General features: G+C 60.3%; 22 protein-coding genes. 12 read left to right on the forward strand and 10 right to left on the reverse strand.

Annotated features, from left to right (window positions below; all coding sequences use genetic code 11):
* Window positions 1-75 precede the first annotated feature (75 nt).
* Window positions 76-1191 carry an aminodeoxychorismate synthase component I gene (locus V6N02_RS19950; RefSeq protein WP_371228659.1) on the forward strand — a complete coding sequence of 372 codons (1116 nt, stop codon included), beginning with the start codon at window positions 76-78 and terminating at the stop codon, window positions 1189-1191.
* On the opposite strand, the gene V6N02_RS19955 is transcribed toward V6N02_RS19950, so the two are convergent.
* Window positions 1192-2424, reverse strand: a complete 1233-nt coding sequence (locus V6N02_RS19955; protein ID WP_371228878.1) for a class I SAM-dependent methyltransferase — start codon at window positions 2422-2424, stop codon at window positions 1192-1194.
* 246 nt (window positions 2425-2670) lie between these two features.
* Between V6N02_RS19955 and aspS the strand changes: the two genes are divergently transcribed.
* The gene (gene aspS, locus V6N02_RS19960) at window positions 2671-4524 is read left to right on the forward strand and encodes an aspartate--tRNA ligase (protein ID WP_371228662.1); all 1854 of its coding nucleotides are present in this window, start codon (window positions 2671-2673) and stop codon (window positions 4522-4524) included.
* A 100-nt stretch (window positions 4525-4624) separates the two neighbouring features.
* Window positions 4625-5344, forward strand: a complete 720-nt coding sequence (locus tag V6N02_RS19965) for a GNAT family N-acetyltransferase (RefSeq protein WP_371228665.1) — start codon at window positions 4625-4627, stop codon at window positions 5342-5344.
* Between the two features lie 2 nt (window positions 5345-5346).
* On the opposite strand, the gene V6N02_RS19970 is transcribed toward V6N02_RS19965, so the two are convergent.
* A complete protein-coding gene (locus V6N02_RS19970) occupies window positions 5347-6063 on the reverse strand; it encodes a response regulator (RefSeq protein ID WP_371228668.1) in 717 nt (238 codons plus the stop codon).
* A 149-nt stretch (window positions 6064-6212) separates the two neighbouring features.
* On the opposite strand from V6N02_RS19970, the gene mce reads away from it, so the two are divergent.
* Both mce and V6N02_RS19980 read left to right on the forward strand, forming a co-directional pair.
* Window positions 6213-6617 carry a methylmalonyl-CoA epimerase gene (mce, locus tag V6N02_RS19975; protein ID WP_371228670.1) on the forward strand — a complete coding sequence of 135 codons (405 nt, stop codon included), beginning with the start codon at window positions 6213-6215 and terminating at the stop codon, window positions 6615-6617.
* Complete coding sequence (locus tag V6N02_RS19980; protein ID WP_371228672.1) at window positions 6617-6904, forward strand: DUF1467 family protein; 288 nt, start codon at window positions 6617-6619, stop codon at window positions 6902-6904. Before mce ends, V6N02_RS19980 begins: the two co-directional genes overlap by 1 nt.
* Window positions 6905-6956: 52 nt before the next feature.
* Here V6N02_RS19980 and V6N02_RS19985 read toward each other — a convergent pair whose 3' ends face one another.
* A complete protein-coding gene (locus V6N02_RS19985) occupies window positions 6957-10124 on the reverse strand; it encodes a valine--tRNA ligase (protein WP_371228676.1) in 3168 nt (1055 codons plus the stop codon).
* Between the two features lie 120 nt (window positions 10125-10244).
* Here V6N02_RS19985 and V6N02_RS19990 point away from each other — a divergent pair, with 120 nt between their 5' ends.
* Both V6N02_RS19990 and V6N02_RS19995 read left to right on the forward strand, forming a co-directional pair.
* Entirely contained in the window at window positions 10245-10988 is a 744-nt protein-coding gene (locus V6N02_RS19990; RefSeq protein ID WP_371228678.1) for a DUF3592 domain-containing protein, read from the forward strand.
* 27 nt (window positions 10989-11015) lie between these two features.
* A complete protein-coding gene (locus V6N02_RS19995) occupies window positions 11016-12416 on the forward strand; it encodes an amidase (protein ID WP_371228681.1) in 1401 nt (466 codons plus the stop codon).
* Window positions 12417-12419: 3 nt separating this feature from the next.
* On the opposite strand, the gene V6N02_RS20000 is transcribed toward V6N02_RS19995, so the two are convergent.
* Genes V6N02_RS20000 through V6N02_RS20010 form a run of 3 tightly spaced genes read right to left on the reverse strand, consistent with a single transcriptional unit; the run spans window position 12420 to window position 15142 of the window.
* Complete coding sequence (locus tag V6N02_RS20000; RefSeq protein WP_371228684.1) at window positions 12420-13244, reverse strand: 3-methyl-2-oxobutanoate hydroxymethyltransferase; 825 nt, start codon at window positions 13242-13244, stop codon at window positions 12420-12422.
* A 4-nt stretch (window positions 13245-13248) separates the two neighbouring features.
* Window positions 13249-14250: a sterol desaturase family protein gene (locus tag V6N02_RS20005; RefSeq protein ID WP_371228687.1), complete on the reverse strand. Its 1002-nt coding sequence runs from the start codon at window positions 14248-14250 to the stop codon at window positions 13249-13251.
* 10 nt (window positions 14251-14260) lie between these two features.
* Window positions 14261-15142: a phytanoyl-CoA dioxygenase family protein gene (locus V6N02_RS20010; protein WP_371228689.1), complete on the reverse strand. Its 882-nt coding sequence runs from the start codon at window positions 15140-15142 to the stop codon at window positions 14261-14263.
* A 98-nt stretch (window positions 15143-15240) separates the two neighbouring features.
* Here V6N02_RS20010 and V6N02_RS20015 point away from each other — a divergent pair, with 98 nt between their 5' ends.
* A complete protein-coding gene (locus V6N02_RS20015; protein ID WP_371228691.1) occupies window positions 15241-16125 on the forward strand; it encodes a LysR family transcriptional regulator in 885 nt (294 codons plus the stop codon).
* Here the strand turns inward: V6N02_RS20015 and V6N02_RS20020 are convergent.
* On the reverse strand, window positions 16122-16556 hold the full coding sequence (locus tag V6N02_RS20020; RefSeq protein ID WP_371228693.1) for an Lrp/AsnC family transcriptional regulator: 435 nt from the start codon (window positions 16554-16556) through the stop codon (window positions 16122-16124). The two genes, V6N02_RS20015 and V6N02_RS20020, sit on opposite strands and share 4 nt — an antisense overlap.
* A 103-nt stretch (window positions 16557-16659) precedes the next feature.
* On the opposite strand from V6N02_RS20020, the gene V6N02_RS20025 reads away from it, so the two are divergent.
* Window positions 16660-17787: a type III PLP-dependent enzyme gene (locus V6N02_RS20025; protein ID WP_371228696.1), complete on the forward strand. Its 1128-nt coding sequence runs from the start codon at window positions 16660-16662 to the stop codon at window positions 17785-17787.
* A gap of 101 nt (window positions 17788-17888) precedes the next feature.
* Window positions 17889-18950, forward strand: a complete 1062-nt coding sequence (locus V6N02_RS20030) for a DUF2235 domain-containing protein (RefSeq protein WP_371228699.1) — start codon at window positions 17889-17891, stop codon at window positions 18948-18950.
* Here V6N02_RS20030 and V6N02_RS20035 read toward each other — a convergent pair.
* Together V6N02_RS20035 and V6N02_RS20040 are read right to left on the reverse strand one after the other, a co-directional pair.
* Window positions 18947-19438, reverse strand: a complete 492-nt coding sequence (locus tag V6N02_RS20035; RefSeq protein WP_371228702.1) for a PaaI family thioesterase — start codon at window positions 19436-19438, stop codon at window positions 18947-18949. The two genes, V6N02_RS20030 and V6N02_RS20035, sit on opposite strands and share 4 nt — an antisense overlap.
* Before the next feature lie 27 nt (window positions 19439-19465).
* Window positions 19466-19999: a peptidoglycan-binding domain-containing protein gene (locus tag V6N02_RS20040; RefSeq protein ID WP_371228705.1), complete on the reverse strand. Its 534-nt coding sequence runs from the start codon at window positions 19997-19999 to the stop codon at window positions 19466-19468.
* Window positions 20000-20239: 240 nt separating this feature from the next.
* Here V6N02_RS20040 and V6N02_RS20045 point away from each other — a divergent pair, with 240 nt between their 5' ends.
* Both V6N02_RS20045 and V6N02_RS20050 read left to right on the forward strand, forming a co-directional pair.
* Window positions 20240-20563: a 2Fe-2S iron-sulfur cluster-binding protein gene (locus V6N02_RS20045; RefSeq protein ID WP_371228707.1), complete on the forward strand. Its 324-nt coding sequence runs from the start codon at window positions 20240-20242 to the stop codon at window positions 20561-20563.
* A complete protein-coding gene (locus V6N02_RS20050) occupies window positions 20563-21297 on the forward strand; it encodes an FG-GAP repeat domain-containing protein (RefSeq protein ID WP_371228710.1) in 735 nt (244 codons plus the stop codon). The genes V6N02_RS20045 and V6N02_RS20050 overlap by 1 nt, the downstream gene beginning before the upstream one ends.
* Before the next feature lie 85 nt (window positions 21298-21382).
* Here the strand turns inward: V6N02_RS20050 and purD are convergent, their stop codons facing one another.
* Window positions 21383-22645 carry a phosphoribosylamine--glycine ligase gene (gene purD, locus V6N02_RS20055; RefSeq protein WP_371228713.1) on the reverse strand — a complete coding sequence of 421 codons (1263 nt, stop codon included), beginning with the start codon at window positions 22643-22645 and terminating at the stop codon, window positions 21383-21385.
* Between the last annotated feature and the right edge of the window lie 25 nt (window positions 22646-22670).

Here is a 22670-nt window from a genome sequence, read left to right on the forward strand (position 1 = left end):
TGTGCCGCTTTTTGGGGTGCCATTTCGGGGCCCGGGCGCTAGATACCGATCGTTGAGCACAAAAAGGACGCACGCGTGCAGATTCGCTTTGATCATGGCCCGGATGGCACCGCCTGCAGTTTTGCGCGGGCGCGTCAGGTGATCACGGCCCATGAACCGGAAGAGGTGCCCGAGGCATTGGCCGCTATGGACCGAGTGCGCAGCGAGGGGCAATGGCTGGCGGGCTACGCAAGCTACGAATTGGGATTCGCGTTAGAGCCCAAACTGGCGCCGCTGATGCCCGAGACCCGCCGCCTGCCACTGTTGCAGTTCGGGGTCTATGACTGGCCCTCGATTGCGCCCGTGATCCCGGAAGGGTCCGCTGTCTTGGGCGAGATCAAGCCGCATTGGGACGAGGCGCGCTATAGCGAGGCCTTTCAAACCGTACATGACCATATCTGTGCGGGCGATTTTTATCAGGCCAACCTGACTTTTCCGATTGATTTTGAGACCAGCGGTCCGGCGCAGGCCCTGTATCGCGCGCTCAGCAATCTGCAGACCGTGCGCTTTGGGGCGCTGGTTGAACAGGATGGGCTGCCTGATATTCTGTCCCGATCGCCCGAGTTGTTTTTCCGCACCGACACACGCGGCGTGATCCAGACCCGGCCAATGAAGGGCACGCAGCCCCGCTCGGAGGATCCGACCGAGGATGCGCGCCGACGGTTTTTCTTGCAAACCGATGAGAAGAACCGCGCCGAAAACCTGATGATCGTGGATTTGCTGCGCAATGACCTGTCGCGCATTTCTGTCCCCGGCAGCGTGCGGGTGCCCGAACTGTTTTCAATCGAGACCTACAAGACCGTGCATCAGATGACCTCGCTGATTACCGGGCAGATGCAGCAGGGCACGCAGCTGAGTGATGTGTTCCGCGCGTTGTTCCCCTGTGGATCCATCACCGGCGCGCCCAAGATGCGCGCGATGGAGCTGCTGGCCGATCTGGAGGGGGCGGCGCGCGACATTTATTGCGGCACCATCGGCTGGGCTGCGCCGGACGGGCGGTCCGAGTTCAACGTGGCGATCCGCACCTTGATGCTGGAGGAGGATGGGCGCGCGCGCCTGAACGTGGGCGGCGGCGTGGTTTACGACAGCACCGCAACCAGCGAATACGAAGAGGCGCTTTGGAAGGCCCGATTTGTGCAGCCAACGCGCTGATCACTGCGCGGCGTGGCGCGCGGCCTCATCGTCAGATGTATAGAGGTAATCCCGCGTCAACGGCACCGCATCCTGCGCACGGGTCAGCTGCATCTGGAACACCACCTGCCTGTTCAACCGGAATGTCAGCTCACTGGCGACCAGATAATAACGCCACATCCGGCAGAACCGCTCATCGTAAAGCGCGCGGGCCTGATCGATATTGGCCATGAAGCGATCATGCCAATGACGCAGGGTTTCGGCGTAATGCAGGCGCCATATCTCGATATCGGTGGCGATCAGATCGGCGCGTTCCACCGCCGCGCTGGCCTCGGACAAGGACGGGCAATACCCGCCGGGAAAGATGTATTTGGTGATCCACGGGCTGGTGCTGCCGGGGGGCCTTGCGCGCCCGATCGTGTGGATCAACGCGATACCGCTTTCGGGCAGCAGGGTGCGAACGGCATCGAAATACTCGCGGTAATGAGGCACGCCCACATGCTCGAACATCCCGACCGAAACGATGCGATCAAACTGCCCTGTGACATCACGGTAATCCATCAGCCGGAACTGCGCCTTGTTGGCCAATCCGGCTGCATCAGCCCGGGCATTGGCCATCGCGTGTTGCTCGCGTGACAGGGTCACGCCCATCACCTCGGCGCCGTAATCGCGTGCGAGGGTCAGACCCATGCCCCCCCACCCACAGCCGATATCCAGAACGCGCATCCCCGGCTCGATCCGCAGTTTGCGCGCGATATGGTGTTTCTTGGCCGCTTGCGCCTGTTCCAAAGACATGTCCGGATCGCGGAAATAGGCGCAGGAGTATTGGCGGTCTTCGTCCAGGAACAGGTCGTAGAGTTCGCCCGACAGATCATAGTGATGCGCCACATTGGCCCTCGCGCGATGCACCGGGTTGAACTGTTGCAGATGACGCAGCAAGTGCCGGCCGGCTTCGAGCGGGCGGCGAAACCATGGTTGTCCCTGCGCGGCGATGTTGGAAATCGCCAGGCCCAGGAACCCGTAAAGATCGTCGTCCTTGATGGTGAGGCGGCCGTCCATATAAGCCTCACCCACCGCCATATCCGGGGAAAGCGCGATCTTGCGTGGCAAAGATGGATCATTCAGCGCGATGCTGACCTTTGCACCGTTATCAGCCTCACCGTATCGCCGCGTCTGTCCATCCGGGTATTGCACGGTCATCTCACCGGTGCGGATCAAGTGCCGCAGCAACTTGTCCAAAGCCATGGTCCACATGTTTTCACCCCCCTGAATTGCGCCCACCCGGCGCGTTTTTCTGGTGATGCGAAACCTGCCAATTTTCCCGGTGATCCCGGGTGTTTTGCCCGAACGGGACGTAGTTTTGCTCAAAATCCGGCGTCTGTAAACGGTTTTGCCGTATTGGGCGCGGATTGGCCGGTTCGTGCCCTTGACTTTATCGTCGCTGCACGGTGTATCGGCGCGAACCAATACCAGCGCCCGGGACTGGGCCGAGAGGATATTATGCACCCATATCGCAGCCATTCTTGCGTCGACCTCACCAAAGCCAATGTTGGCGAAACCGTCCGCCTGTCAGGTTGGGTGCATCGGATTCGGGATCATGGCGGCGTTTTGTTTATCGATTTGCGCGATCATTATGGCATCACGCAGGTATTGTGCGATTCCGACAGCCCGGTATTTGCAGATGTCGAAAAGTTGCGCAGCGAGTTCTGCATTCGTATCGATGGCACTGTGAAGGCGCGCGACGAAAGCCTGATCAACCCCAAGCTGCCCACCGGCGAGGTTGAGGTCTATATCCGCGATATGGAGATTTTGGGCGGTGTGAATGGCGATCTGCCGCTGATCGTGTTCGGCGATCAGGAATACCCGGAAGAAACCCGCCTGCGCTATCGCTATCTCGACCTGCGTCGCGAGGCGATGCAGCGCAACATGACCCTGCGCTCGGACGTGGTGGCCTCGATGCGCCGCCGGATGTGGGATATCGGGTTCCGTGAATATCAAACGCCGATCATCACCGCATCGTCGCCCGAAGGCGCGCGCGACTTTCTTGTGCCCTCGCGCCAGCATCCGGGCAAATTCTATGCGCTGCCGCAAGCCCCGCAGCAGTTCAAACAGTTGATCATGATGTCGGGCTACGACAAGTATTTCCAGATCGCGCCGTGTTTCCGCGACGAAGACCCGCGTGCCGACCGCTCGCCCACCGATTTCTACCAGCTTGACCTTGAGATGAGCTTTGTCGAGCAGCAGGATGTGTTCGACACCATCCAACCGGTGATCAAGGGCGTGTTCGAGGAATTCGGCGCTGGTCGCAAGGTCGATGAAGAGTGGCCGCAAATCTCGTTCCGCGATGCCGCGCTCTGGTATGGCACCGACAAGCCCGACCTGCGCAACCCGATCAAGATGCAGGATGTGTCCGAGCATTTCCGCGGGTCTGGTTTTGCGATCTTTGCCAAGCTGCTGGAGCAGGACGGCACCGAGGTGCGGGCGATCCCTGCGCCCACGGGTGGCAGCCGCAAATTCTGTGATCGGATGAACGCCTTTGCCCAGAAAGAGGGCCTGCCGGGGATGGGTTATATCTTCTGGCGCAAACAATCGGCGGATTCGATTGCCCAGGAGCAGGGGATTTCGGTCAAAGAGGTCAACGCCAAGATCAAGGCGGGCGAGATTACCCTGGGCGAAGAGGCCGCAGGGCCCCTGGCCAAGAATATCGGCCCCGAACGAACCGAGGCGATCCGCCAGCAGCTGGGTCTTGAGGTGGGCGATGCGGCGTTCTTCCTGGGCGGCAAGCCGGCAGCGTTTGAGAAAGTGGCCGGAAAGGCCCGTGACGTCATTGGAGGAGAGCTGGGCCTGACAGAACAGGATCGCTTTGCCTTTGCCTGGATCGTTGATTTTCCGCTCTACGAGGCGGATGAGGAGACCGGCAAGGTCGATTTCTCGCATAACCCGTTCTCGATGCCGCAAGGCGGGCTTGAGGCGCTGGATGGTAATCCGCTGGATGTGCTGGGCTATCAGTATGACCTCAGCTGTAATGGCTATGAATTGGTCTCGGGCGCGATCCGGAACCACAAGCTTGAGATCATGATCAAGGCCTTTGGTCTTGCGGGTTATGACGAGGCCGAGGTGCATGCGCGCTTTGGTGGCATGGTCAACGCGTTCCAATATGGCGCACCGCCCCACGGTGGATGCGCCGCTGGGATCGACCGGATCGTGATGCTTCTGGCCGACACGGCCAACATCCGCGAGGTGATCATGTTCCCGATGAACCAACGCGCCGAAGATCTGATGATGAATGCCCCCTCCGATCCCACCAGCGATCAGCTGATGGAACTGGGGCTGCGTGTTATTCCGCAGGAGTAATCGGAACCTCGGTCCTTGTTGGAGCCTGAAAACGCTTTACTTTTCGGGGGCGGCAGGCTTGCCTGCAAGACAAGGGAACAGGTGAAAGAAAGATATCCGCATGGATAAGTCACGGCCCCTCGGCCCCAGCGTTGACAATTGGACGCCGCCACCCGCGCCCGATGGTGCGCCGATGACGGGCAGGTATGTCGGGCTGGAGAAGCTCGACGCCGATGCCCATGCGGCCCTGCTTTACAAGGCGTTTGACGGTCATGACTGGGTTTGGGATTACATGCCCAGCGGGCCGTTTTCCTCGTCGGCACAGTTTCACCGACAGCTGCGCGATTTGGCGGCGCAGGACGATACCGTGTTTTATGCCATCCGTGATCTGGAGCGCGGGGAATTCGGCGGGTTTGCTTCGCATATGCGGATCAAACCGAACAGCGGCTCCATCGAGGTTGGTTACATCGCGATGGCCCCCCAGCTTCAGCGCACCCGCGCGGCCACCGAGGCAATGTATCTGTTGATGAAATGGGCCTTTGAATCCGGGTATCGTCGCTACGAGTGGAAATGTGATGCCCTGAACGCGCCCTCGCGCCGGGCGGCTCAGCGTCTGGGCCTGACCTTTGAAGGCATCTTCCGGCAGGCAACTGTGGTGAAGGGGCGCAATCGTGATACCGCCTGGTTCGCCGCGATTGATGGCGAGTGGCCTGCTCTGCGTGAGGCTTATGAGTTTTGGTTGTCACCCTCGAACTTTGACGAAAAGGGCCGGCAACGCGAGCGGCTGAGCGATCTGACTGGCCTTGTGCGTCGCGCGGGCGACCCGGATCAAAGCGCCTGAATTCAGATCGCGATTCTTTCGCCCAGGCGTTCCTGCACCATGCCAGCCAGTCGCGCCACCTTGGCGCGGGACACGCCGCTGTCTTCGCATGCCCTCGCCAGATCCTCGGCAGCCCGGCCCAGTGGTCCGTCATCGGCCGACTTGGCGACGCTGGCCAGAAACTGCGCGACATAATCCAGTGTCGACCCATCCTGATGATCATCCAGAAGATTGGCCACGTGGCTCATGTCATCGCGATAGGCCACCGGGTCAGGCACGACCACCTCATCACTGACAGCGCAGAGCTGATTTGACTGCAGTTCGGGCGGCAGGGCACCGACGATGGCCTGTTGAAACACGCCCAGACCGTCCAGAGGTTTCGCCAGAAAGCCATCGGCCCCGGCAGCGATGGCCGGGTTATGGGCGTGTTCATCACCACTGATTGCCAGAATGACACCCACACGCGGGGCGGCGCGGTTCAGCTCTTCGATCAGTTCAAGCCCCGAACCGTCGGGCAGGCCCAGGTCAATGATCACCACCGATGGACGATAGACCTGCAAATGCCGCCGTGCCGAACGCAGGCAATCCGCCCGCCTGATCCGCGCACCGCTGCGCAGGCACATCAGGCGCAGCGCCTCGCTGGCAAATCGGCTGTCTTCCACCACCAGCACGATCATGCCCAAAAGGGGCCTCTTGGCGGTGGGTGTCTGGTGTGGCGCGAAAGGGTCCAGATTGTCCATGATATGTCTCCTGTGGCGGGTTCGTCAGAGGGAACGCTACGCTTTCATACCTAATGACTGGTTAATGCGCGGATTGCGGCGCCCTGTCGCTTGTCAGGCGGGTCGTGCCGCCCCATAACGTGTCCTGACAAACGCAAAGGAGACCCGTCATGATCGGACGCCTGAATCACGTTGCCATCGCCGTGCCCGACCTTGAGGCGGCCGCGGATCAATACCGCTCCGCGCTGGGCGCCAATGTCGGCGCACCCCAGGATGAACCGGATCACGGCGTGACGGTGATTTTCATAGAACTGCCCAACACCAAGATCGAACTGCTTTATCCGCTGGGCGATGACAGCCCGATCAATGGCTTTCTGGAAAAGAACCCGTCGGGGGGCATTCATCATGTCTGTTACGAGGTCGATGATATCATCGCCGCCCGTGACCACCTGAAGGAAACCGGTGCCCGCGTGCTGGGATCGGGAGAGCCCAAGATAGGGGCGCATGGCAAACCCGTGCTGTTCCTGCATCCCAAGGATTTCAACGGATGCCTTGTTGAGCTGGAGCAGGTCTGATGGGGCCGGTCTCGGGTCTTGTTCTCTACCTTGTGCTGTGGTTCATGACCTTCCTCGTGGCCTTGCCCATTCGCATAAAGACCCAGGGCGAGGCCGGAACGACCGTGCCGGGCACGCATCATGGCTCACCTGAACAACATCACCTGAAAAAGAAGGCGTGGATCACCACCGGGGTGGCATTTGTCCTATGGGCGATCATCGCGACGATCATCCTGACCGGCACGATCACGGTGCGCGATATCGACTGGTTCGGCACGATGAGCGGCGCGCATAATCCGACCGACTGACTTGAATACCCGTCCTGAATAGGCCGTAGGGCGGGGTTTCACCCCGCCACACTTACCCGAGCTCTGCCAGACGCGCCAAAGCCGCCTTCAACGTCGCCTCTTCCTCTTCGCGCAGGGCAAGGTTCTCGCGGGCCTCGGCCACCACCTCTTCCGGCGCGCTGGCCACGAATTTCGGATTGTTCAGGCGTCCGCGCAATCCACCAAGTTCTTTCTCCAGCTTGCCAAGCGTCTTCTCTAGTCGTGCCTTTTCTTCGGCCACGTCGATCACATCCGCCAATGGCAGGCCAAAGCTGGCCCCCTCAGCAGCGATGGTGATGCAACCTTTCGGAAAGGCCTCGGCCTCGGAAAGGTCCGCCACACGGGCCAGCCGCTTGATCATGACTTCATTGTTGGCCCATGCGGCCTTGGCGTTGTCGTCCCATCCGGTCACCAACAGCGGCACATACAGCCCAACCGGCACATGCACCTGCGCGCGGGCCGAGCGGATCGAGTCGATCAGGTCAATCACCCAGTTCATCTCGCGATCTGCCTCGGCATCGACCAAATCACTGGTATAGGTCGGCCAATCCGCATGGATCAGTGCCTTATCGCGCTTGCCCAGCGTGCCCCAGAGTTCTTCGGTGATGAACGGCATGATCGGGTGCAGCAGGATCACGCATTGGTCAATCACCCAGGCCATGGTGGCTTGGGTTTCTGCCTTCATGGCCTCGTCGCCGTCCAGCAGCAGGGGCTTGGACAGCTCCACATACCAGTCACACACCTTGCCCCAGACAAAGGCATAAAGCGCATTGGCCGCATCGTTGAAGCGGTATTGCTCAAGCGCGCCATCCACCGCCTCGCGCACCTTGGCGGTCTCGCCGATGATCCAGCGGTTGACGGTGGCCTTGGCATCCGGAATTTGCCCATCGCTGCCCACGGCCCCGTTCATCTCGGCGAAGCGCGCGGCATTCCACAGCTTGGTGCCGAAATTGCGATAGCCGGCAATGCGTTGCGGTGACAGCTTGAGGTCGCGCCCCATCGCCGCCATGGCCGTCAGGGTGAACCGCACCGCATCGGCGCCGTATTCGTCGATCAGCTCCAGCGGGTCCAGAACATTGCCCAGCGATTTGGACATCTTCTTGCCCTTCTCATCGCGCACCAGCGCGTGGACATAGACGTCCGAGAACGGCTTTTCGCCCACCACCGCATATTGCATCATCATCATCCGGGCGACCCAGAAGAAGATGATATCAAACCCGGTGATCAGGGTGGAGGTGGGGAAGTATTTCTTGAGCTCATCGGTTTCTTCAGGCCAGCCCAGTGTGCCGATCGGCCAGAGGCCGGAAGAGAACCAGGTGTCGAGGACGTCGGGGTCTTGCCACATAGGACAAGCGCCGCTCGGGGCTTCAGGGAAGTTTATTTCCCAAGAACCCGGGTCACCCTCTGTATCAAAGAAACATGCAGGAGTGTATCCAGCCCGCTCCATCCAGACCTTAGAAATCTGAGCTTTCGCTTCTTCAATAGACGCAGCGCAGAAATCTTTGACCAAAAGGCCGCCCCGTGTGCGATAGCCAGCCTCGGGGTCATCCTTGGGAGCGTTTTCGCGCATGAAGTCCATTGCTCTTGAAAGCTCAACACCTCCGGTAACGCCGACACTATGGGTTCCAACGGTTCCGTTCAAATCTGGAACCCGTGCAGTCCAAACCGGGATCTGATGCCCCCACCACAGCTGGCGCGAGATGCACCAGGGCTCGATATTCTCCAGCCAGTGGAAATAGACCTTGCGGTCGGCTTCGGGCATGATCCGCACCTCGCCGTTCTTCACGGCATCAATCGCCGGGCCCACGATCTTGGCGGTATCGACGAACCACTGATCGGTCAACATCGGCTCGATCACCACTTTCGAGCGGTCGCCGAAGGGCTGCATGATGGGTTTGTTTTCAACATAAGGGAGGTAGGCCGGGGTTGACCCCGGCTCGGCACCGTCCTCGGGTGCCGGGGTGAACCCCGGCCTACTCTTGTCCTCGTGTTGGGTGGCGACCATCACGGCGAGGCCTTCGGAGGTAATCTGGTCCACCACCTTCTCGCGCGCCTCGAACCGATCCAGCCCGCGCAGATCGTCGGGGACAAGGTTCACCGTATCGGCCTCGGCCACGCTCAGCTGGCGTTCGCCCTTGGCGACGGCCATGGCGGTTTCGGCCATCTCGGCGTAAGGCGCGCCATCGGCACGCATCGCGCCTTTGGTATCCATCAGACGGTACATTGGGATGCCACCGCGCTTGGCCACCTCGTAGTCGTTGAAGTCATGCGCGCCGGTGATCTTCACGGCGCCCGAACCGAAATTGGGATCAGGATACTCATCAGTGATGATCGGGATCAGGCGGCGATGCTCTTTCGGGCCAACCGGGATTTCGCACAGCTTGCCGACAATGGGGGCATATCGCTCATCTGACGGATGAACCGCGACCGCCCCGTCGCCCAGCATGGTTTCGGGCCGCGTGGTGGCGATGGAAATGTAATCCCGCTCTTCCTCAAGCGTGACGTTCCCGTCCTCGTCTTTTTCGACATAGGTATAGGTGGCCCCGCCAGCCAGCGGGTATTTGAAATGCCACATATGGCCCGCCACTTCGAGATTCTCGACCTCAAGATCGGAAATGGCGGTTTCAAAATGCGGGTCCCAGTTGACCAGCCGCTTGCCGCGATAGATCAGGCCCTTGTTGTACATATCCACAAAGACCTTGATGACGGCATCGTGGAAATTGCCCTCTTCACCTTCTGGGGCCGAGGGTGCACCGGACATGGTGAACGCCTCGCGGGACCAATCGCAGCTGGCGCCGAGGCGTTTCAACTGACCAATGATGGTGCCGCGCGATTTGATCTTTTGTTCCCAGACGCGTTTTTCAAACGCCTCGCGGCCCATTTCGGTGCGCGAGGGTTCCTGATTTTCCGCCATGTCGCGTTCGGTCACCATCTGCGTGGCGATGCCTGCATGGTCGGTGCCCGGCTGCCAGAGCGTGTCAAAGCCGCGCATCCGGTGCCAGCGGATCAGGATATCCTGCAACGTGTTGTTGAACGCGTGGCCCATATGCAAGCTGCCCGTCACATTGGGCGGCGGGATCATGATGCTGAAGGTTTCATCGCGCGAGGCATTGGCACCCGCGGCAAAGGCCCCGTCAGCCTCCCACGCCTCGTAAATCCGGCGTTCCGCTTCGGCGGCATCAAAGGTCTTTTCCATCGCCATGGTCGTGCATCCCGTGCTTCATCTTGCGTATCGGGCCTCGTCTACCCAATGTGGCGGCCAAGGGGAAGCGGTTATGCCCTTTCGCTTGCACGAGGATGTGAATCGTCTCAGTCTGATCTCATGAGCCTTGAGATCCCGCGATACCCGGTGCCAATCTGGCGGCTGTTCCTGAAAATGGGCGGCTGGATCGTGCTGATCAGCGGGGCGATCCTGCTGCTCTTTACCTTGATCAGCCACCTGGCCCTGCAAACCGCCAAACAGTTCGAGCGCGAAGGCCGCATGGCCAGCGCCATGGTGACCGAGAAATACACCACCGAAAGCCGGGATTCAGACGGGGACCGCACCACCACCTATTGGCTGACCTTCGATTTTGTCACCGAGCGCAGGGAAGAGGTGACCGTGACCGAGTCGGTCGGCACCTCGGCCTATCGTCGCGCCGAAGTGGGGCAACCGTTTGAGTTGCTCTATCTGGCCAGCAACCCGCAGAAGATCGAGGCGACACCGGGCAGCAACCGCCGAGGATCAAGGGTGTTCCAGATCATGGCGCTGGTTCTTGGTCTGATCTGGCTGGTTGGGCTGTGGAAGGTCGGTGGCTGGTCCGTCTCGGCGGTACGTGCCCGTCGGTTCGGCACGCGTGAGACGGCCAAGGTGAAAGAGGTGCGGCGGACCGCGGTTCGCATAAACAATCGACCTCGGTATCGCCTGATCTGGCGCGACAGCAAGGGGCGCGAGGGCGCAAGCCTGTTGCGCAAGGGGGCGGATCTGGAGAGTTTCGGCAAGGGTGACCCGATCGAGATTTACATGGGTCTCAAGACGTCATGGTGGGTGGGCGATATCGGCGAGCGCCCGGAATTTGCTCAGTAGCCAACGGGTAGGACAAGGACAGCATATATGAACGAGATCATCCGTTGGAGTGCGACCGAGACCGCCAGTGCCATTGCCACCAAACAGGTCAGCGTGGCGGACGTGACTGAGGCGCATCTGGAGCGGGTAGAGTACTGCGAGCCGCATTTGCGCGCTGTCGTGGAGCCTTTTGGCGATCAGGCGATGGCGCAGGCCCGCGCGATGGATGCCAATCGCCCCGATGAATTGCCTCCGCTCTGGGGGCTGCCGGTGACGGTCAAGATCAACGTCGATATGGCCGGGTATCCGAATTCCAACGGCGTGCCTGCACTGAACAAAGCGCCCTGCGTTGAAGACGCCCCCGTGGTGCAAAACATCAAAAGCGCTGGTGCCGTGATCATTGGCCGGACGTCAACGCCCGAATTCTCGATGCGGTTTTTCACGTCCAATCCAATCTATGGCCTGACACTGAACCCCTGGGACACGGGCGTTACACCCGGGGGGTCCAGCGGCGGGGCTTCGGCGGCTGTGGCATCGGGCATGGGCGTGATGGGGCATGGTAACGATCTGGGCGGGTCGCTGCGCTACCCGGCCAATTGTACGGGTTTGGCCACCTTGCGCCCGTCGCTGGGCCGCGTCCCCGCCTTCTCGCCCTCGGCGGCAGAAGAGCGGCCTATGTCGCTACAGCACATGTCGGTTCAGGGCATGATAGCGCGCACGGTGTCGGATGTGCGGCTGGCTTATGGCCCGCTGAGCCGTCGTTCTGCGCTTGATCCGCTATGGCGTGGCGCCGCCGATGCGGGCAAACCCCGTCTGGGGCGGGTCGGGATTTGCACGGATCCTGCAGGTGACGGTGTGGCCCCTCGCGTGGCCGAGGCGGTGCAGGCCGCAGCGCTGGCGGCCCAAGCCGCCGGGCTTGAGGTGGTCGAGGTGACGCCACCGATGGTCGACGAGGCGGTGCAGGCTTATGGCCAGATCCTCAATGCTGAAATGCACGCCGTGATGGAGCCCAGTATGCGCGAATATGGCAGTGACGGGCTGATCCGACTGATCGAAACCGAATATGAGGTGTTCGGCATTCCCGATCTGGAAGGTTTCATCCGTCAGCATAACATGCGCCTGACCTGTCAGCGGGCCTGGGCGGGCATGTTCGAAAGCATTGACGCGTTGATCATGCCGGTCTGTGCCGAAGAACCGTTCGAGCCGGATCAGGATTTTATCCGCCCCGAAACCATGCCCGACATTACCAAGGCGCTGAAATCCTCGTATATCATCAACCTTCTGGGTCTGCCCTCGGCTTGTGTGCGGACGTTGAATTGCCGCCCCGTGCCGCTGGGCGTGCAGGTGGTCGGGGCGATGATGGACGATCTGGCCTGCCTGGATGTGGCGCACACGATCGAGGATCAACTGGGATTTGACCTGTCTCCGGTTGATCCTGCCGGGATGTGACGGTCAGAGCTTGTCCAGCGCCTCGAGCAGTTTTTCCTGCTCGCCGTTGCGCATCTGAACCGCTTGTTCAGGATAGGGGAAGGACCGCGCGGAGACCTCGGCCTGGAAGTCCTTCAGCGCCTCGACCCGTTCGGCATAGATCTGACGGTGCAGGCGCCCCAGATCCCGAAAGGCATGGGCGTGTTTGGGCGGATCATCCGCCTCGCCGCAGATATCGGCCATGAATAGGAAAATGATATCGCCCGCATTGCCCGACCCCAGCGAGATTGTCACGATCGATGTGCGGTCGTTCAGCAGGGTCAATGTTTCTTCCGCCACGCATTCGATTTCGCAGGCAAAAGCTCCGGCGTTTTCATAATCCTTGAAGGTCTGATGCAGTTTCATCGCCTCGTCCGCCGTGCGCCCCCACGCCCGAAGACCTCCACACCAATGGCTGTAGGTGGGGATCAGGCCCATATGCACCTGAACCGGGATACCTTCGCGGGCCAGCATTTCCACCACGGGCAGGGATCGGTTGGTGAAATACATATCCGCCCCTGCCTCCATCAATCCCATGGCATGGCGCAGAATATCGTCATGACTGATCAACTGCCCCCAGCCCATCGCGGTTCCGGTAAAGTGGGTCGGGGCCAGTTCCCGCGCCAGCTCCATGTCGCGATCCCAAACCGTCAGCGTGTCAATTCCGGCATCGACGCAGGCACGGATTTCCGCTTCATTCGCGGGGTTGCACATTGTCAGCCGCTTGCCGGACCCTTTGAGGTCTTGCAGATCCTTGACGGTGTAGTTCCGCCGGGCTGGTTTGCGCCCGAAAGAATAGATGTTTTTCATTGGCTTACTCTCCTGCCCAGATCTTGCGACGGCGTTCTTTGACCAGGTCGTCGCCCTCGGTCGTGCCATCGTGGAAGGTGTTGAACCACTTGTCCCAAGGGGTCTCCCAGGTGCCGTAATTGCAATCGAAGAACTTGTGGTGCAGCTGGTGAAAGAAATCCCCCAGCCCGAATCTTCCGGCCTTCCCGAGTTTGAGATGCTCGAACCCCGCATGTGAGGTCGGCGCGCCGATCAGGTGATGGAATATCAGGAACAACACATGCACCGGATGCGCCGGGATCAGGAGGAAGATCATCGTGTCAAAGAGCAGGAAGAAACTTTCGACAGGGTGCATCGCCAGGCCCGACCACGGCCCGGTGTTGATATTGCGGTGATGCCAGGCATGCACCCGTTTGTAGAGCCATCCGACATGCAGCAGCCGGTGCAGCCAGTAGAAATGAAACCCCGCCCAGATAGGGATCAGTACGATCAGGCCAAGAAACCATATCGGATTGTCCGCAAAGGTGATCATCGTGACCCAGCCATTGGCATAGGCGTGCCACATCAGGGCCTCCCAGAAGGTGACAAAGGCCAGTGCAGGGCCCAATGTCCAGAACATGTTGTCCCAGACCTGGTTCTTGAAGGTGAACACCTTGGCACCCTTCATCATCGGGCGCATGTCGTATCGATAGTCATCGGCCTGGATGCGCACCTTCCAGAGCACAAGGTGAAGCCCGCCTGCCACCACAAGCAGGATGACGAGGTTGCGCAGCCAGATCTCAAAAATCCAGTCGAATGCCAGCGTTTCAGCCCGCGCCAGGTCAGGTGTGAACCATGCCCACACGGCGAAGGCCGCAAGCAGAAACAAGAACCTTTGGGCCACGGGATTCCAACTGCGCAGCAGGTACAGCAGCGAGGCCACGGGGCGCATGGGCCAGTCCCAGTAAGGCGCCAGCCGCAGGGGCAGGTCAGGCGTATAGTTCCAGATCTGCCGGGGCTTGCGGGCAGGAGGCGGCGATTGTGTCATGTCCAACCTTTTATCCATAGATCGACTGTTTCCTGGTGTCGGCATCTTTCATCGTGGCCTGTGCCTGCATCGCGCGGATTTCATCGTAGATGGCCAGACTTTCGGGGGCGAACGGCGCACGGGGCGGGCTGATGTGAATGAAATTCCCGACGCGGTCAGCCCCCCGTGCCAACATCGCATAGTCCTTGTCCGCCACTTGCTGGGCAATTTGCGGGGCACAATAGCGGATCACCGCCCCGATCCGCCGGTCATCCGAGCTGTTGGGCCCTGATCCGTGTACTGTCAGCCCGTGGTGCAACGACATCTGCCCCGGTTGCAATTCAATCGCCACCTTATCCTCGTCGGCCACATCCACCTGAACCTCTTGCCCCCGGCTGAGCAGGTTGTTGGCGTCATCGCTGTCCTGATGCGGCAGGATTTCGTTTTTATGGGTACCCCGCACGAAATCCATACAGCCCGAGGCGGTCGTGGCAGGCGACAGGGCCAACCACGCCGTCAGCAGGTGATCGACCGCGCCAAAGCCCCAATAGGTCAGGTCCTGATGCATCGTCACCACATGTTTGGTGTGGGGTTCTTTTATAAAGAATTCAACGGAATAGATCAGGATGTCGGGGCCCAGAACACCCTCGACCGCGTCCAGGATAGCTGGCGTCATGGCAATCCGATGGGCCAGCGGCATCACGCAATGAGCATTGACCCGCTTGTAGCTGTTCAGCGGCAGGGGCAGGCCATTGTCCAGCCATGTGTCCTCCATCTCTTCCAGTTCGGTGCGCAGGGCGTTTGCCGCCTCTGCGCTCATCGCCTGAATGGGAAACAGAAAGCCATCCTCGTGGTACTGTCGGGTCTGGGCATGGGTCAGGCGACCTTCGCTGAGAGGAAGGGACTCGGGCATCGCGCGCTCCTTTTTTGTTGGTCGACCATAACCTGCAGCAACCACGGCACATAACAATTGCACTGGACGCTAAGGGCAAGTTTGACTTAGCCTGCCTTATGGCTGCATCTCTCCCCTCTCTGAACTGGCTGCGCGTGTTCGAGGCCGCTGCGCGCTGTGAAAGCTTTGCCCGCGCCGCGGATGAGCTACACATGTCCGCCGCCGCCGTCAGCCAACAGGTGCGGGCCCTTGAGGATCGCCTGGGTGCGCCGCTGTTCGAAAGGCACGCGCATGCCGTGACGCTGACCGAGATGGGGCACGCCTATCTGCCCGGTGTGCAACATGCATTGCAGACACTGCATGCCACCACGGAAGGCCTGTTCGGAACGGCGCGTACGCAACAGCTTTTTGTCCGCGCTGTTTTGCTATTTGCCCATGGAATCCTGACGCCGGGCTATGCTGCGTTCACCGATGCCCATCCCAATATCTCGCTGATCCTGACCACGGGCAATGACCGTTTTGATTTCTCGCGCGGGTTCAATGATATGCAGGTGATCATCGGCAATCCCCAGACCGTTGGGGCCGAAGGCGACAAGCTGATGGAAGAACGGTTGTACCCGGTAGCGACTCCGCGGATTTCCGCGGCGATCACAACTGCATCGGATCTGTTTCAGCATAAGTTGATTGAGGTCTCAACCCACCGTGCCGGATGGTCTTCTGTTCTGGATCACGCGGGCGTTGCTGCGGGCAATGCGCGCTATGTCTTTGCGGATAACACGCTCATGGCGATGGCCTTGGCGAAAGAAGGGGCCGGCATCGCCCTTGCGCGCGCGCCGGCCAGTGACAAGGCGATGCGCGAGGCGGGATTGGTTCGCTGCCTCGGCGAGTTTTCCTTGCCGGGGGCCGAGGCGTATCACCTGATCTATACGGACCGCGCTTCGTTGCGTCCTCCGGCACGCCAATTCCGGGACTGGCTGATGGGTTATTGCGAGGGGCTGGGTTAGCGCCCCCGGTCCATCTTGGTCGTCAGGTGGATCAAGCTTTCAGAACTGCGCACGCCCTTTGCTTCGCCAATACTGTCCAGCGTATCGTCCAGCCCTTCGGTGGTTGCCGCCTCAACGGTCACGATCAGATCCCAGCGTCCCGACGTGGTGTGCACCCGCTGTACCTGTGGCAGCGACTTCAGCCGCGCAAGAACCGTCGGTGCTGTTCGGGGCTCGATACTGACCAGCACGGTTGCGCGCAAAGGTGCCCGCAAACTGTCGGCTAGCCGCACGGCGTAACCCTGGATCACGCCACTTGTTTCCAGCCGGTCAAGCCGGGCTTGAACCGTGGTGCGTGCCAGCCCCAACCGACGCGCCAATGTTGCTACGGGCAGGCGGGCATTTTCTTGTAACAAGGCCAACAAGGCGCGATCTGTTTCGTCGATCTGCATGTAACTACCGTGAAAATGACGAATCTAAGAGTCAGATTAGACAATCCTACCAGATGAATCGACGTCAAAACCGAGAATTCTAGAGAAAAGCAGTGAGGCACCCATGCGCAACACCCCAATCTGGGCTGATCCAGTCAGCCATTTGACCCGTCATCATCCCGATACCGTGCAGCTTTATTTCAGCCCGGCGGTATTGCAGGCGACGGCACGGCGATTCCTCAAGGGGTTCAACGGCTTGGTGACCTACGCGGTCAAGGCTAATGCAGGGGAAGAGGTGTTGGCGAATTTGCTCTCGGCCGGAATCAGGGCTTTTGACGTGGCCAGCCCGCGCGAAATGTACGCGATCCGCGCGCTCAGCCCCGACGCAGTGCTGCACTATAACAATCCAGTGCGTTCGACCGATGAGATTGCCATGGCCAAGGCGTTGGGTGTGCAATCCTTCTCGGTTGACTGCGATCATGAGCTGGACAAGTTGGCGGGCATTGCCAAGGGCAGTGAAATCACCGTGCGGCTGGCCTTGCCCGTGCCCGGAGCTGCCTATGATTTTGGCGAGAAATTCGGAACCGATCCGGATCACGCCGTGGCCTTGTTACGTCGGGTGGTTGGGCTTGGCCTGACACCGTCGATTACGTTTCATCCGGGCACTCAATGTGCTGACCCGCGTGCTTGGGGGGCCTACATTGCCGCTGCAGCGGATGTAGCAAAACGAGCTGACGTGACGCTGGCGCGGTTGAATGTGGGCGGTGGGTTCGCCGCACATCGTAGTGGCCAAGCACCCGACATCGAAGCGATTTTCGATCACATCCAAACCCAGATCAACCAGCATTTCGGTGCGAACCCGCCCGCCTTGGTTTGCGAGCCGGGGCGGGCCATGGTGGCCGAGGCCTTTACTCTGGCCACGCGCATCAAGGCCCTGCGCAACGATGGTGCAATCTTTCTCAACGACGGTATCTATGGTGGTCTTACCGAAGCACGCGATATGGGCGTGGGTGACCGGATTGCCGTGATCAGTCCTTCTGGCGAAGCCCGCCAAGCAAGCCAAAAGGCGCGCATCGTGTTTGGCCCGACCTGTGACAGCCTTGATCGCTTGCCCGATCCGGTGCCCTTGCCCGGCGATCTGGTTGAGGGCGATTATGTACTCTTTGCCGGGATGGGGGCGTATTCGCGCAGCCTGACCACAGGGTTCAACGGATATGGGGTGGGCACACCGGTCACGGTCGCGGTGCTCTGAAGCTCACATCGCCTTCACAGAGATTTTCCTCGCGTGTGGGGCGATTGTGCCCCACATTGTAGGAGGCCGCCCCTGTCTGGTGGTCGTCTTTCAGGTGCATAATGCGCTGGCAAACATGGATAAAACCCCTTGCGCGCCTGTGGCCATTTGGCCGGCAAGAGGCGCATAGCCCACCTGCCCTAGGGCGCGGTCCGGTTGATCACGTGATTATTCTGGATGGCACCATGTCCAGCCTCAATCCAGGTGACGAAAGCAATGCTGGGCTGACCTATAAGCTATTGTGCAGCCATAACAGTGCGGCCTTGTCGCTCTATTACGAGGCAGGCGTGCAATGGCGCGACTGGCGCAGCACCCCGGATGTCTTGATGGGGCGGGGTATCAACCGCCAGATTCGCCGCGCCTATGGCTATCTGGCCAGCCGCTATCGCGCGGGGGACCGGATTTTCCTGCTGGGCTATTCTCGGGGGGCCTATGCCGTGCGGTCGCTGGCGGGGATGATCGACGGCGTGGGTTTGCTGAAACGCGCCCACGCGACCGAGCGGAACATCATCCAGGCCTATCGCCATTACCAATGCGGTCAGGGCCGCCTTGCCGCCCGGGATTTCGCCCGCGCCTATTGCCACGACAGCGCCCCGATCGAGATGGTGGGCGTCTGGGACTCGGTCAAGGCGCTGGGCCTGCGCCTGCCGCTTCTGTGGCGGGTCAGCGAACCGGCCCATGCCTTTCATTCCCACCAACTGGGCCCGACAATCCGTCATGGGTTTCATGCGTTGGCCCTTGATGAAACCCGAGCAGCATTTGAGCCCGTCCTTTGGGACTGCCCGCCGGGTCATACGGGCCGGGTCGATCAGGTCTGGTTTCGCGGCACCCATGGTGACATTGGCGGGCAGTTGAGCGGGTTCCATGCAGCAAGGCCTCTGGCCAATATCCCGTTGGTCTGGATGCTGGAAAGGGCAGCGGAATGCGGCCTATCCTTACCGGAGGACTGGAAGGCGCAGTTTCCCACCGATCCAACGGCCCCGTCGGTCAGCACGTGGCGATACTGGGGCAAGTTATTCCTGATCCGAAAAGCGCGAAAACCCGGACAAACCCGGTCCGAGCGGCTTCATCCTACCGTTCAAACCGGTGATCTGACTTTGCCAATGGCCGATCCGATTGCTTAGCTTGCCGGACCCTTCATGATCATGCAGGTGGTCGATCCCGTGGCATAGAGCCTGTCGTCGTCCAGCCCCCGGATTTCGCCCGTCGCCACACTGGTTGAGCGCCCGGCATGGGTCACCACCGCGCTGGCACTCACTTTGGTGCCCAAGGGCAGGGCGCGGGTGATATTTATCTTATATTCCAAGGTGGTGTAGAATGATCCTTTGGGCACGCAAGTCATCACCGCACAGCCCATGCAACTGTCCAGTATCGCGCCATACCAGCCCCCATGCACTCCGCGCATCGGATTGGTCACGCGCACATCTGGTTGCCCCTGAAACTCGACGCGGCCCGCTTCAACCTCGGTGATCCAAAACCCCATCGTGCGACCAATCGTGGCCCCGGCCAGCCTTCCGGCCAGAACATCCTGCATGAATTCAAGCCCCGAGCGCGAAAACAAATCTTCCTGATCGGGTAACTCGTCCAACGTGTTGGCAAAACGGAGCGTCATCGGGGGCCTTTCTATGGTCGTGAGATGTTAACTCTCGGCGTCTTCACGCTCCAGCGCAACAAGGCCGAGTTGCCGTGCGGCATCCAGCGACAGAATCCCGCTATCCAGCCCTTGTGGCTTCTGATAGCGGCGCACGGCGGCGCGGGTGCGGCCATCCATCTGCCCGTTCACATTGCCCCGAAAAAGCCCACGCGCCTGCAAGGCACGTTGCAATGTGGCGATAAAAGTCGGTGTCAGGACGGTATCGCAAGGTGTTTCGAACCACGTCTCGCGGCGTTCTTCCACGATGGCCTGGCGGGTCTCGGTCTTGTAGATCGCGGGGCTTAGAATTGTGCCGTTGCTATCAATCTGCGCCGGTTGCAGCACGATCTGATCGGTGATGGTTTCCACAACCGCGGGGGTCACGCTTTTGCCCCAGCAACTGCCCGGGGCGGCCCCCGGTGGCGCTTCGGCCACGCTGCGCTGCAGTTCGGGTTCGCCTGCGAGCGGCCCGGAGACATCGTTTTCACACCCGGCGGCCAGAGAAATGGCGCAAAACGCAACAACAAAGGATCGGATCATAAAGCTCGGGCCTCTTGAGGGCATGTTTTGCGACACTCTAGCGCGTTTGCGTGAGGCGCGAAAGCGCGTGTTCAAGACATCACACTCGCCCACCAATCCGGGGCAAAAACCGGCTGATCAAGGGCAAACCAGGAAAAATTCTGCATTGGCGTTCATTTCCGACGTGCAATTTGGGCTGGAGCGCCCTAAATCGCTTGGCTAGGAATCATGAATGCAGTGATCTGAGGGAAGGGCACACGCATGGCAAAAATCACCTATGTCGAGCATAACGGCACTGAACATGTGGTCGATGTGGCCAACGGTTTGACCGTGATGGAAGGGGCTCGCGACAACAATATTCCGGGCATCGAGGCCGATTGCGGCGGCGCCTGTGCTTGTTCAACCTGCCATGTCTATGTACATCCCGACTGGGTCGAGAAAGTGCCGGCCAAGGACGACATGGAAGAAGACATGCTTGATTTCGCGTACGAGCCTGACCCCGCGCGTTCGCGCCTGACCTGCCAGATCAAGGTGACCGATGCGCTGGACGGTCTTGTGGTGCAGATGCCCGAAAAGCAAATCTGATGCGGTTGATCAGCGCTGCTGTTCTGGCGCTGATCGCATCTTCTGCGGCGGGCGAGACCATTACAGCGGCACGGTTTGTCGAACCGACAAAAATCTACCAACACGGCGTTCTTGGCGATGCCGTGGAATGGCGCGCGCTGGAGATTGAAACGGACGGCGCGGAGACGGATCGCTTGTCCCAAAATGCCGTTTTACGCAAACACCGGTACAAGATCACCCTGCCGGTCGGGTATGTCTTTGAGGATATCGAGCCCCGGCTGACCGATGTCACCGGCGATGGCACACCCGAGGTGATCGTGGTGGAAACAGCCATCGCGCGCGGTGCGGCTTTGGCGATATACACGCATGAAGGACGCCTTACAAAAACACCTCACATCGGCCAGACAAACCGCTGGCTTGCCCCGATCGGTGCGGCGGACCTTGATGGCGATGGCCAAATCGAGATCGCCTATATCGACCGTCCGCATCTGGCCAAAACCCTGCGGATCTGGCGCTACACATCCGGAAAATTCAGCGAGATTGCCAGCCATCCGGGCCTGACCAACCACAAGATCGGCTGGGATTTCATTGTGGGTGGCATAAGCCTCTGCGGGGATCGCCATCAGATCATCACCGCATCAGGCGATTGGTCCCGGATTGTCGCCACAACATTCGACGGGCAGACAATCATGCCAAAAGACATCGGCCCTTACACCGGACCAGATAGTCTTTCTGCGGCTCTTTCCTGTTTTTAAGCTTCTTCTGGCCAGAAATATCCCGGGGGTGGGGGGGCATCCCCCCCACATGGGTCGGATCGCGCAGGCGATCCGATATCTGAGGTCAAAGCGCCCGCCACCCAATATCGCGGCGATAAAACCCCTCGGGCCAGTTAATCGCGCCCGTCATCGCATAGGCGCGATCCACGGCTTCCTTTAGCGACCCACCTCGCGCGGTCACGTTCAATACTCGTCCACCTGCGGCGGTCACCTTGCCATCCACCTTCTTGGTGCCGGCATGAAACACCATGTTCGAGCTGTCTTCCGGCAGAGCACCCAATCCATTGATCACACTGCCTTTTGCGTAGCTCCCGGGATAGCCTTTTGCGGCCATCACCACAGTCACAGCGTGATCATCGGCCCAGTTCACGGCGCAATCGGCCAGCCGCCCTTCGGCGGCGGCATGCAGCAAATCCATCACCTGCGCGCCAAGGCGCATCATCAGAACCTGACATTCCGGATCACCAAAGCGCACATTGTATTCCACCAGCCGGGGGTGCCCGTCCTTGATCATCAGCCCGGCATAAAGCACCCCCTGATAGGGTGCGCCGCGCTTTTCCATCTCGGCCAGGGTGGGGCGGATGATCTGCTCCATCGCTGCCTCGGCCACCGCATCGGTCAGAACCGGGGCAGGGGAATAGGCCCCCATCCCGCCGGTGTTGGGCCCGGTATCGCCTTCGCCCACACGCTTGTGGTCCTGGGCGGTACCCATGGCCAATGCGGTTTTTCCGTCGCAAAGCACAAAGAAGGACGCTTCCTCGCCTTCCATGAATTCTTCAATCACCACCTCTGCGCCAGCCCCGCCAAAGGCCCCGCCGAACATGTCGTCAATGGCTTCCGTCGCCTGAGCCAGCGTTTCGGCAATGATCACGCCTTTGCCCGCCGCCAACCCGTCGGCCTTGATCACGATGGGCATGGATTGGTCTTGCAGATAGGTCTTTGCGGCCTCGGCATCGGTGAAGTGGCCATAGCCCGCGGTCGGGGCGCCTGCCGCATCGCAGACTGCCTTCGTAAAGCTTTTCGAGGCTTCCAGCTGGGCCGCCGCCGCGCTGGGTCCGAACACCAGCAACCCTGCCTCGCGCAAGCGATCCGCTACGCCTGCGGCCAGCGGCGCTTCGGGCCCGACAATCACGAATTCCACCGCGTTGGCATCGCAGAACTCGGCCACTTCGGCGCCGTTTTCGATATCCAGATCAGCACATTCAGCGATTTCGGCAATCCCGGCATTGCCCGGGGCCACGATCAGCTTGTCGCATTTGGGGTTCTGCATTACCGCCCAGGCCAAGGCATGTTCCCGGCCCCCGCCGCCCAGAATGAGAATATTCATGTCGTTTCCCCCGCTTGGCCTTTGC

The sequence above is a fragment of the Roseovarius conchicola genome (assembly GCF_041403425.1).
Taxonomy (GTDB): Bacteria; Pseudomonadota; Alphaproteobacteria; order Rhodobacterales; family Rhodobacteraceae; genus Roseovarius; species Roseovarius conchicola.

Bases quoted from the DNA above. Each gene is read 5' to 3' on its own strand.
- V6N02_RS20010 (WP_371228689.1), bottom strand. From the start codon at position 15,142: ATGCCCGAGTCCCTTCCTCTCAGCGAAGGTCGCCTGACCCATGCCCAG.
- V6N02_RS20005 (WP_371228687.1), bottom strand. From the start codon at position 14,250: ATGACACAATCGCCGCCTCCTGCCCGCAAGCCCCGGCAGATCTGGAAC.
- aspS (WP_371228662.1), top strand. From the start codon at position 2,671: ATGCACCCATATCGCAGCCATTCTTGCGTCGACCTCACCAAAGCCAAT.
- V6N02_RS19955 (WP_371228878.1), bottom strand. From the start codon at position 2,424: ATGTGGACCATGGCTTTGGACAAGTTGCTGCGGCACTTGATCCGCACC.
- V6N02_RS20040 (WP_371228705.1), bottom strand. From the start codon at position 19,999: ATGATCCGATCCTTTGTTGTTGCGTTTTGCGCCATTTCTCTGGCCGCC.
- V6N02_RS19965 (WP_371228665.1), top strand. From the start codon at position 4,625: ATGGATAAGTCACGGCCCCTCGGCCCCAGCGTTGACAATTGGACGCCG.
- V6N02_RS20045 (WP_371228707.1), top strand. From the start codon at position 20,240: ATGGCAAAAATCACCTATGTCGAGCATAACGGCACTGAACATGTGGTC.
- V6N02_RS20030 (WP_371228699.1), top strand. From the start codon at position 17,889: ATGCGCTGGCAAACATGGATAAAACCCCTTGCGCGCCTGTGGCCATTT.
- mce (WP_371228670.1), top strand. From the start codon at position 6,213: ATGATCGGACGCCTGAATCACGTTGCCATCGCCGTGCCCGACCTTGAG.
- V6N02_RS19985 (WP_371228676.1), bottom strand. From the start codon at position 10,124: ATGGCGATGGAAAAGACCTTTGATGCCGCCGAAGCGGAACGCCGGATT.
- V6N02_RS20000 (WP_371228684.1), bottom strand. From the start codon at position 13,244: ATGAAAAACATCTATTCTTTCGGGCGCAAACCAGCCCGGCGGAACTAC.
- V6N02_RS19980 (WP_371228672.1), top strand. From the start codon at position 6,617: ATGGGGCCGGTCTCGGGTCTTGTTCTCTACCTTGTGCTGTGGTTCATG.
- V6N02_RS19970 (WP_371228668.1), bottom strand. From the start codon at position 6,063: ATGGACAATCTGGACCCTTTCGCGCCACACCAGACACCCACCGCCAAG.
- purD (WP_371228713.1), bottom strand. From the start codon at position 22,645: ATGAATATTCTCATTCTGGGCGGCGGGGGCCGGGAACATGCCTTGGCC.
- V6N02_RS20020 (WP_371228693.1), bottom strand. From the start codon at position 16,556: ATGCAGATCGACGAAACAGATCGCGCCTTGTTGGCCTTGTTACAAGAA.
- V6N02_RS19995 (WP_371228681.1), top strand. From the start codon at position 11,016: ATGAACGAGATCATCCGTTGGAGTGCGACCGAGACCGCCAGTGCCATT.
- V6N02_RS20015 (WP_371228691.1), top strand. From the start codon at position 15,241: ATGGCTGCATCTCTCCCCTCTCTGAACTGGCTGCGCGTGTTCGAGGCC.
- V6N02_RS20050 (WP_371228710.1), top strand. From the start codon at position 20,563: ATGCGGTTGATCAGCGCTGCTGTTCTGGCGCTGATCGCATCTTCTGCG.
- V6N02_RS19990 (WP_371228678.1), top strand. From the start codon at position 10,245: ATGAGCCTTGAGATCCCGCGATACCCGGTGCCAATCTGGCGGCTGTTC.
- V6N02_RS20025 (WP_371228696.1), top strand. From the start codon at position 16,660: ATGCGCAACACCCCAATCTGGGCTGATCCAGTCAGCCATTTGACCCGT.
- V6N02_RS20035 (WP_371228702.1), bottom strand. From the start codon at position 19,438: ATGACGCTCCGTTTTGCCAACACGTTGGACGAGTTACCCGATCAGGAA.